This is a genomic window from Lactiplantibacillus sp. ME-2 (assembly GCF_022549155.1).
Taxonomy (GTDB): Bacteria; Bacillota; Bacilli; order Lactobacillales; family Lactobacillaceae; genus Lactiplantibacillus; species Lactiplantibacillus plantarum.
Genome location: NZ_JAKZEQ010000085.1, coordinates 1 through 3,522 on the forward strand (window position 1 = coordinate 1; position 3,522 = coordinate 3,522).

Annotated in this window: 4 protein-coding genes; 3 read left to right on the forward strand and 1 reads right to left on the reverse strand. The window is 43.9% G+C overall.

Annotation, left to right across the window (positions count from 1 at the left end; all coding sequences use genetic code 11):
• Positions 1 to 267: 267 nt before the first annotated feature.
• The gene (locus MMY95_RS15230) at positions 268 to 804 is read right to left on the reverse strand and encodes a dUTP diphosphatase (RefSeq protein ID WP_003640928.1); all 537 of its coding nucleotides are present in this window, start codon (positions 802 to 804) and stop codon (positions 268 to 270) included.
• A 138-nt stretch (positions 805 to 942) separates the two neighbouring features.
• On the opposite strand from MMY95_RS15230, the gene MMY95_RS15235 reads away from it, so the two are divergent.
• From MMY95_RS15235 to MMY95_RS15245, 3 genes are all read left to right on the forward strand, one after another.
• Positions 943 to 1,239, forward strand: a complete 297-nt coding sequence (locus tag MMY95_RS15235) for a GNAT family N-acetyltransferase (protein ID WP_053267374.1) — start codon at positions 943 to 945, stop codon at positions 1,237 to 1,239.
• 8 nt (positions 1,240 to 1,247) lie between these two features.
• Positions 1,248 to 1,931 carry a ribose-5-phosphate isomerase RpiA gene (rpiA, locus tag MMY95_RS15240; RefSeq protein WP_053267375.1) on the forward strand — a complete coding sequence of 228 codons (684 nt, stop codon included), beginning with the start codon at positions 1,248 to 1,250 and terminating at the stop codon, positions 1,929 to 1,931.
• 75 nt (positions 1,932 to 2,006) lie between these two features.
• Positions 2,007 to 3,338 carry a C1 family peptidase gene (locus tag MMY95_RS15245; RefSeq protein ID WP_053267376.1) on the forward strand — a complete coding sequence of 444 codons (1,332 nt, stop codon included), beginning with the start codon at positions 2,007 to 2,009 and terminating at the stop codon, positions 3,336 to 3,338.
• The last annotated feature ends 184 nt before the right edge of the window (positions 3,339 to 3,522 follow it).

Genomic DNA, 3,522 nt, shown 5'->3' on the forward strand with positions numbered 1-3,522 from the left:
CGACGTCGGCTTACGTTCCAGCAATTGTCACCCAGCCCCGGAGGTCGGAATAGGATAGTCATTGCTGACGAACAGAAATCTATCTAATTGGCACCTTTTAATCATGATTCTTACTAAACAACCAGCCAGTACGATGCAGACTTAAATAATCAATCAAACTCAATTAACTGGATCGTCATTTTCATGCTATGGGTATAAGTTTATTTTACCATTATTAATCATTAAAGCCTTTAAATCACCTTGGCTTTACCGATTTTTTATTATTTCCTATTTATTGGTCGAACCGAAGCCCCCAGAACGTGTCGTTGTCACATTCGTTTCATCCGTAACAGTCAGATAAGGGGTAAAAATCCCTTGGGCAATGCGTTCACCCTTTTTAATGTGAACGTCGCGAATCCCCATGTTGATTAATTGGACGAAAATCGCACCTTCGTTCTTGGGATTGTTATAGTAGTCGGCGTCAATGACGCCAATCCCATTCGGTAGAATCAAGTTACGCTTCAAGGGGTTGCTGGAACGATTGGCTAATAGTAAGTATTCGCCATCATTCATAAATGCCTTAATACCCGTTGGAACAAGCCATGGTTTAAGGACTTTAGCCGCCGCATCCAAATCGGCTGCAGAACTCGTTTCACCATGATGTATTTGCCAAAGTACTTTGATAAAGTTCATTTTCCAAATTGACGGTAACGTAAAATCTTCCGCCGCTTCGAAGTCATAGCCAGCTGCTTGCTTGGTAGTGCGGTAAGGTACATGTAACCCCGCCTGCGCGTATTGACTTACAATTTCAAATCCCCGTGCCATTTCAAATTCCTACTTTCTCAACATTAATTTAGTGTTCACATTTTACCATACTTTTATTATAGAAGTTTCGTTGACAAAACGGGCAATTACCGGTTTAATTACGGTAGATATAAAACCCTTTACAAGGTGGTGAAATCAATGGAATTCACGCGTGAAGCACACCGCTTTTATTTTAATGACGATCACGGCAAGTTGGCTGGTGAAATTACCTTCCCCGCCATCAATAATGATCAGACCTGGGTCATTGAACATACCTTTGTTCGTGACGATTTTGGTCATCAGGGCATTGCCGGCCAATTAACCAAAGCCATTATTGACGCCGCTCGAGTTGAACACAAACGTATTCAGCCACTGTGTACCTACGCTAAGGCTTACTTTGATCGGCACCCTGAAGCTGCCGACGTATTAGTCACTAGTTCTCAATCAAAGGAGTAATTCATATTATGAATCAGGATCAGTTAAAACAACTTGTTGGTCAAAAAGCCGTTGAATACATTCAAGACGGCATGCAGGTCGGCCTCGGAACCGGCTCAACCGTTAAATTCATGGTTGATGCTCTGGGTGAACGGGTCAAAAATGAACATTTAAACATTGTCGGCGTCTCAACCTCCGACCGAACCGCTGCCCAAGCTAAGGCGCTCGGTATCCCGATGAAATCCGTTGACGAAGTCGACCATCTCGACTTAACGATCGACGGTGCCGACGAAATCGCCGATGATTTCCAAGGCATTAAGGGTGGTGGCGCCGCCTTACTCTTCGAAAAAATCGTTGCCATCAATTCTGATAAAGTCATGTGGATTGTTGATGAAAGCAAAATGGTCCATCAATTAGGTGCCTTTGGCTTACCCGTTGAAGTGATTCCTTACGGCAGCCAACATGTCTTTGAAAAAATGGCTGCCCGGGGCTATAACCCAGTATTCCGTAAAGTCAACGATGAACTCGTCCGGACCGATTCTAATAATATTATCATCGATTTACACATCGACCCAATCACGGATCCCCACGCTTTAGCCGAAGATTTAATTCACATGGTTGGTGTGGTTGAACACGGCCTGTTCTTAGACATGGTCAACACTGTCATTGTCGGTCATGCCAATGGTCCCGAGGTTATCGAAGCACGACCATAGTTTTGTGCGACTCCCCGCTTGCCCCACCCGTCATAAACCGATACAATTAGAATTAGATTAAAGGAGAGTGATCTTTTGAGTAAAGCAATCAGTATGAACCAAATTGCTAACTTTCAAGCCGACTTGGACCAACGTCCCGAAGCAAAAGTCATCGAACGTAGTGTCACTAAGAACGGTATCTTAGCAAGCAGTCAAAATATTCAGGCCATGAGCCAAACCACACCAGTATTTTCCATTGATTTGGATACAGGTGACGTTGCGAACCAAAAGCAAAGTGGCCGTTGCTGGATGTTCGCCGCTTTAAACACGATGCGGCATTCATTAGCTGAAAAATTCAACTTGAAACATTTCGAACTATCACAAAACTACACCTTTTTCTGGGATAAGTTCGAAAAAGCGAACTATTTCTATGAAAACGTGTTGGCAACCGCTGACCAACCAACTAGCAGCCGTAAAGTTGCTTGGTTGATGACCACGCCACAACAAGATGGTGGCCAATGGGATATGCTCGTTGCCATTATTCAGAAGTACGGTATCGTGCCTAAGAGTGTCATGCCTGAAACTTACAACAGTTCAAAATCGGCTGAAATCAACAGCACACTTAACTTAAAGTTACGTAAAGATGCCGTTGAATTACGTGAACTAGTGGCTGCCGGAACTAGTGACGACGCGATTCAAGAACGCAAAGAAAAAATGTTAAACGAAGTCTATCGCATGTTAGCCTATGCCTTTGGCGAACCCGTTTCACATTTTGACTGGGAATATCGTGATGATAAGAAACAATACCACATCGACCAAAACTTGACGCCACAAAGCTTCTTCGAAAAGTACGTTGGCTGGAATTTGGACGATTACGTTTCAATCATCAACGCCCCAACCGACGACAAGCCTTATAACCATACCTACACGATTGAAATGTTAGGTAACGTCTTAGGTGGCCGTGAAGTCAAACATTTGAACGTGTCTATGGCCGACTTCAAGCAATTGGCCATCAAGCAATTACAAGCTGGCCAAAGTGTCTGGTTTGGTTGTGATGTTGGTCAATCCTCCGACCGCCAAAAAGGGGTCATGGCTACCGATGTCTACAGTAAAGATGAATTATTCGACGTTGACCTTTCAATGTCGAAGGCTGAACGTCTTGATTACGGCGAAAGTCTGATGACCCACGCCATGGTTATCACCGGTGTCGACCTCGTTGACGGCCAACCAACTAAGTGGAAGGTTGAAAATAGCTGGGGCGACAAAGTTGGGACTAAGGGCTTCTTCGTCATGAGCGATGCTTGGATGGACGAATACTGCTACCAAGTTGTTGTTAACAAGGAATTCTTGTCCGATGACTTAAAGGCAGCCCAAGCCGAAGAACCAACTGTTTTAGCACCTTGGGATCCAATGGGTGCATTAGCCTAATTAAGTTTAATGGGCCATCTAAATTAAGCACCATCACTGCTTTAGCGTGATGGTGCTTTTTGGACTGCATTAGACTTAACTACCGCTCAAGGAACTACTAACAACAAACAATAAAAAAATCGACCAAACTAAAGTGAACCCCTAAGGTTGGACACCAAATCTAACCTTGGGGGTTTTACTATGT